The 5,434-nt window shown below is 73.7% G+C and carries 5 protein-coding genes; 3 read left to right on the forward strand and 2 right to left on the reverse strand.

What is annotated here, in order from left to right:
- Positions 1 to 146 precede the first annotated feature (146 nt).
- From NH339_RS17075 to NH339_RS17085, 3 genes are all read left to right on the forward strand, one after another.
- Positions 147 to 1,364: an Nramp family divalent metal transporter gene (locus NH339_RS17075; protein ID WP_253027206.1), complete on the forward strand. Its 1,218-nt coding sequence runs from the start codon at positions 147 to 149 to the stop codon at positions 1,362 to 1,364.
- 692 nt (positions 1,365 to 2,056) lie between these two features.
- Positions 2,057 to 3,136, forward strand: coding sequence for an alpha/beta hydrolase (locus tag NH339_RS17080; protein ID WP_253027207.1), 1,080 nt, complete (start codon positions 2,057 to 2,059; stop codon positions 3,134 to 3,136).
- Positions 3,137 to 3,168: 32 nt separating this feature from the next.
- Entirely contained in the window at positions 3,169 to 4,032 is an 864-nt protein-coding gene (locus NH339_RS17085) for an Fpg/Nei family DNA glycosylase (protein ID WP_253027208.1), read from the forward strand.
- A gap of 72 nt (positions 4,033 to 4,104) precedes the next feature.
- On the opposite strand, the gene NH339_RS17090 is transcribed toward NH339_RS17085, so the two are convergent.
- On the reverse strand, positions 4,105 to 4,944 hold the full coding sequence (locus NH339_RS17090) for an EamA family transporter (protein WP_253027209.1): 840 nt from the start codon (positions 4,942 to 4,944) through the stop codon (positions 4,105 to 4,107).
- A gap of 29 nt (positions 4,945 to 4,973) precedes the next feature.
- The coding region (locus NH339_RS17095; protein ID WP_253027210.1) for an ethanolamine ammonia-lyase light chain EutC at positions 4,974 to 5,434 on the reverse strand (461 nt) is incomplete at its 5' end.

A 5,434-nucleotide genomic window follows, 5' to 3' on the forward strand; every position in this document is an offset into this window, starting at 1 on the left:
GCAGGGTCGCCCCGCCGGACAGGGCGGCAACCGCAACCGCAACCGTCGTCGCAGCGGCGGCGGCCAGGCGCGTCCCGTCGCCTGACCTGATCGACCGGACCTCGTCGTCCGAGCGGCCCGAGCATCACCACGGCTACGCTGCGGGGATGCTCGGGCCGACGTCGTTGCGCCGCCGCGCCGTCCTCCTCGGACCGGCCTTCGTCGCCGCCGTCGCCTACGTCGACCCGGGCAACGTCGCCACGAACGTGACCGCGGGCGCCAGGTTCGGCTACGCGCTGGTGTGGGTGGTGGTGCTCGCCAACGTCATGGCCGTGCTCGTCCAGTACCTGTCCGCGAAGCTCGGCCTCGTGACCCGCACGTCGTTGGCGTCGCACCTCGGCGGCAGGCTGCGCCGTGGGCCGAGGATCGCGTTCTGGCTGCAGGCGGAGGCCGTGGCCGTGGCCACCGACCTCGCGGAGGTCGTCGGCGGGGCGATCGCGCTGTCGCTGCTGTTCGACCTGCCCCTCGTCCTCGGGGCCGTCGTGACCGCGGCCGTGTCGCTGCTGGTGCTGCGCATCGGCGACGTCCGCGGTCAGGGCGCCCTCGAGCGCACGATCCTGGGCTTCCTGGCGCTGATCGCCGTCGGCTTCGTGGCCGGACTGGTGGTGAACCCGCCGACGGCGGGCGACGTGGCCGGTGGCCTCGTGCCGTCGTTCGACGGGGCGGAGAGCGTGCTGCTCGCGTCGGGCATCATCGGGGCCACCGTGATGCCGCACGTCATCTACCTCCACTCGGGCCTGACGTCGGGCCGGCTCGGCGGGCGGGGTCGCGGCTCGTCGGTGCGCGACCTGCTCAGCGCCACCCGCACCGACGTCGTGCTCGCGCTGGCGCTCGCCGGGATGCTGAACCTCTCGCTGCTGCTCGTGGCCGCCGCCGGTCTGCAGGGTCTTCCGGGGACCGACACGTTGACCGGTGTGCACGCGCTCGTGACGTCGGAGCTCGGCGCGGGCGTGGCGCTGCTCTTCGCGGTGGCGCTGCTCGGGTCGGGGCTGGCCTCGACGGCGGTGGGAGCGGCCGCCGGCGCCGAGGTGATGCACGGCCTGCTGGGCGTCCGCGTGCCCCTGCTGGTGCGCCGCGTGGTCACGGTGGTGCCGGCCCTCGTCGTCCTCGCGCTCGGGGTCGAGCCGAGCCGCGCCCTCGTCGTCTCGCAGGTGGTGCTGTCGCTCGGCATCCCGTTCGCGCTCGTCCCGCTCGTCCGCCTCACCGCCGACCGCGCCGTGATGGGCGAGCACGTGAACCGCCCCGCCACCACCACTGCCGCCTGCGCGGTCGCCGCCGTCGTCATCGCGCTGAACGTGTCGTTGCTGGTGCTGACGTTCGGGTGAGGCGCTGCCTGCGGTCGCCGTGACCTTGCTGGTGCGCTGCCGCAGGGAGTCTGGGGTTGCTGCTGCGCTGCCTCGGCCTTCGCTGGGGGTGGTCTCCGCAAGGGGCCTCGACCGGGCGGTTGGCGGTAGCGCTGGTCCGGGGTCTCGGGCTGCGGGTTGGTGCTGGGGTGGACGCACGTTTCTGCGTTCGTGTGTCGGAGGGCCCAAGGCTTCTGCGTTTGTCACGGGATCCCGTCGTGAACGCAAAAGCGTTCGATCTCCGCGCGCCAACGCAGAGACTTTCGCGCCGACAGCCCACCATCGGTGGATCTTCAACCGCAGAACGCCTCCTGCGGTTGCAGATCCACCGATAGGACGCGCCAACGCAGAACGGTGCGTCAAGAACGCAGAGACGAAGAATCTTGCGTCGAGGGCGGGCTCAGCCAGACCCCGAGACCCGGAGCCGGCTGTGACCCGCTGCCGGTCGAGGCCCTTTTGGAGACCATCCCCAGCGCAAGCCGAGGCAGCGCACCGGCAACATCACGACGACCGCAGGCTGCGCAGCAGCAGGACGGAACTCCCTGCGGCAGCGCACCAGCACGATCACGCCCCCCGCAGCCAGCGCACCAGCAGGACGAGACCCCCACAGCGGCGCAGCACCCCCACCCCGCCAGCCCGGCGGGGGGAGCGCGCGTCTGGCATCATCCGGAACCATGCCCCTCCCGCTCGTCCCGCGACCGCACGTCCCGCACGACCTGGGCGCTGCGGTCGGGAACCTGCGCGACGTGGTGCAGGGGCGGCGGATCGCCGACCTGCGGACGACGCCGCGCACGCTGGTCAAGGTCACCGAGCACGCGAGCCTGTTCCGGTACGACCCGTACCCGGGCACGGAGCAGCACGGCGACCCGCTGCTGCTCGTGCCGCCGCTCGCGGCGCCCGCGCTCGCCTTCGACCTGCGCCGCGGGTGCAGCGTGGTCGAGTACTTCGTGCAGCAGGGACGGCCGGTGTACCTCGTCGACTACGGGCCGGTGAGCTTCGAGCACCGCGACCTCGGCATCGAGCACTGGACCGGGCGGGTGGTCCCGCAGGCCGTCCGGCACGTGCACGACGACGCCGGGGAGCGGCCCGTGCACCTGGCCGGCTGGTCCCTGGGCGGCATCTTCACGATCTTCACCGCGGCGTCCGACCCGACGCTCCCGCTCGCGTCGGCGACGGCCGTCGCGTCGCCGTTCGACCTGACGCAGGTGCCGCTGATCGCGATCACCCGCCCGGTCAACGCCGTGGCGAGCGGGCTGGTGAGCGCCGCGTACCGGACCCTCGGCGGCGTCCCCGCGCCGCTCACCCGGCTCGGGTTCCAGATCTCGGCGCTCGACAAGTACCTCACCAAGCCGCTGGCGATCCTTGCCCACGCCGACGACCGCGACTTCCTCGCGCAGCTGGAGGCCGTCGACCGCTTCACCGACAACATGTACGCCTACCCGGGACGCACCTTCGGCCAGCTGTACCACGTCGTCGTGCGCAGCAACGCGCTCGCGACGGGCGTGGTGGAGCTCGGCGGACGAGAGCTGCGGCTGGCCGACATCGACGTGCCCGTGCTCGTGGTGGCCGGGCTCGACGACACCCTCGCGCCGGTCGGGGCGGTGAGCCACCTCGTCGACCTGCTGAGGGGCGCGCCGGACGTCCAGCTCGTCCAGGCCCCCGGAGGCCACCTCGGGGTGCTCACCGGCCGCGCGGCCCGCCGCACCACCTGGCCGGCGATGGAGGGCTTCTACGCCCGCCACGACACGCCCTGACGTGCGGGGGCGTCTCGGACTACGCTCGTGACATGCCCGAGATGCCGGAGGTCGACGCGCTCGCCGCGTTCCTGCGCGAGCGCGCCGTGGGTGCCGTCGTGGCCGACGTCGAGCTGGCGTCGTTCGCCGTGCTCAAGACCTACGACCCGCCGGTGTCGTCGTTGGCGGGTCTGCAGGTCACCGACGTGCGGCGCCACGGCAAGTTCCTCGACCTCGACGTCGACGGCCTGCACCTCGTCGTGCACCTCGCGAAGGCCGGCTGGCTGCGCTGGTCGGACCAGCTCACCGACAAGCGGCTGAAGATGGGCAACGGCCCGCTCGCCGCGCGGGTCCGGCTCGACCACGGCGACGGCCCGCACGTCGGGTTCGACCTGACGGAGGCCGGGACGCGCAAGGGCCTGGCCGTCTACGTCGTGCGCGACCCGCAGGACGTCGAGGGGATCGCGGCGCTCGGTCCGGACCCGATGGTCGACGGCTTCACCGTGGCCCCGCTGCTCGACGGCCGACGCATGCAGGTCAAGCGGTTCCTGCGCGACCAGAAGATCGTCGCCGGCATCGGCAACGCCTACAGCGACGAGATCCTGCACGCGGCCCGGCTGTCGCCATTCGCGCTGGCGTCCGAGCTCGACGCCGAGCAGGTCGAGCGGCTCGACGTGGCGATCCGCACCGTCCTGGGCGAGGCGATGGCCGAGGCGCACGGCAAGCCCGCGTCGGAGCTGAAGGACGGCAAGCGCTCGCGGATGCGGGTGCACGGCCGCGCGGGCGAGGTCTGCCCCGTGTGCGGCGACACGGTCGCCGAGGTGGTCTTCGCCGACTCCTCGCTGCAGTACTGCCCGACGTGCCAGACGGGCGGGAAGCCGCTGAAGGACCGCTCGACGAGCAAGTTCCTCAAGTAGCCCGCTCGACGGCTGCTCGGCCCAGTGTGGTCAGCCCAGTGCCGTCAGCCCAGTGCCATCAGCCCAGGGCCGTCAGCCCAGGGCCACGAGCGTCACGGCCGACGCGGCCAGCGCGAGCCCGACGCCCTGCCAGGCCTGGATGCGCTCCTTGAGCACGAGCGTCGCGAGCAGGACGGTGGTGGCCGGGTAGAGCGAGGAGATCACCGACACCACCGACAGCAGGCCCTCGCGGGTCGCCAGCAGGAACGCCGTGGTCGCGGTGGCGCCCAGCGGTCCCATGACCACGGCGCGCCACGCGAGCCGGTCGCGGGGCACCCACGCCTCGCGCAGCGCCACGGCCAGCAGCACGACGACGAGGGCGGCGGCGCCCTGTGCGACGGCCAGCGGCCACAGGCCCGCGTCGTCACGCACCTGGCCCAGGGCGACGAACAGCACGCCGAACCCGAGCCCCGCGAGGATGCCGTCGACCACCCCGCCGCGGTGCGCGGCCTGCGCCGCGGCGTCCTCCTCGACGACCCGGGACACGAGCGCGATGGCCGGGAACGCGACGACGATCCCCGCGAGGGCCAGGGCGCTCGGCCGGTCGCCGGTGACGAGTCCGACGGCCACGGGGAGCAGTGCGCACACGACGGCCGACAAGGGGGCGACGACGCTCATCCGCCCGCCGGCGAGCCCGCGGTAGAGGAACGCGGCACCGACGCCCGACCCGGCCCCGCCGACGACGCCCCACACCCAGTCGGCCCCGACCGGGTCGCCGGCGATGAAGAGCGCCACGGCGACGGTGCAGACCGTCGACGACGTCTGGCCGACCACGGCCGTCTGCCACGGGCCCGAGCGCTTGGAGAAGAGTCCGCCGAGGAAGTCGGAGACCCCGTACGACAGGGCGGAGAGCAGGGAGAGGAGGACGGCCACGCGTGCACCCTAGTGGGACGGGACGGACCTCACGGTCCGGTGTCCAACGCCTCTGCCGTCGCGTCGTCGAGGGCCGAGGAGTCCTTGAGCGCGACCCCCGAGCGGCCCAGGCGTCGTGAGCCGTCGACCAGCGCGGCGGCCACCCGCGCCGCCGCCGCGTAGCCCAGGCCGTCGGGCGGATGGATGTTGGAGATGCAGTTGCGCTCGGCGTCGGTCCGCCCCGGACGAGGGTCGTGCGTCAGGTAGACCCCGAGGCTGTCGGCGACCGACAGGCCCGGGCGCTCGCCGATGACGACGAGCAGCGTCTGCACCCCGAGCGCGGCGCCGACGTGGTCGCCGAGTGCGACCCGGGCCTGCGTGGCGACGACCGGTGCGTCGACGCGCAGCCCCGTGCCGAGCGCGTCGACGAGGGCCGTCACGAGCGCGACACCGTGCTCGGCGACCGCCCGCGGCGACAGGCCGTCGGCCAGCACGACGGCGACGTCGGCGT

It is taken from the genome of Aeromicrobium sp. CnD17-E (assembly GCF_024124745.1).
GTDB lineage: Bacteria > Actinomycetota > Actinomycetes > Propionibacteriales > Nocardioidaceae > Aeromicrobium.

Bases quoted from the DNA above. Each gene is read 5' to 3' on its own strand.
- NH339_RS17080 (WP_253027207.1), top strand. From the start codon at position 2,057: ATGCCCCTCCCGCTCGTCCCGCGACCGCACGTCCCGCACGACCTGGGC.
- NH339_RS17075 (WP_253027206.1), top strand. From the start codon at position 147: ATGCTCGGGCCGACGTCGTTGCGCCGCCGCGCCGTCCTCCTCGGACCG.
- NH339_RS17085 (WP_253027208.1), top strand. From the start codon at position 3,169: ATGCCCGAGATGCCGGAGGTCGACGCGCTCGCCGCGTTCCTGCGCGAG.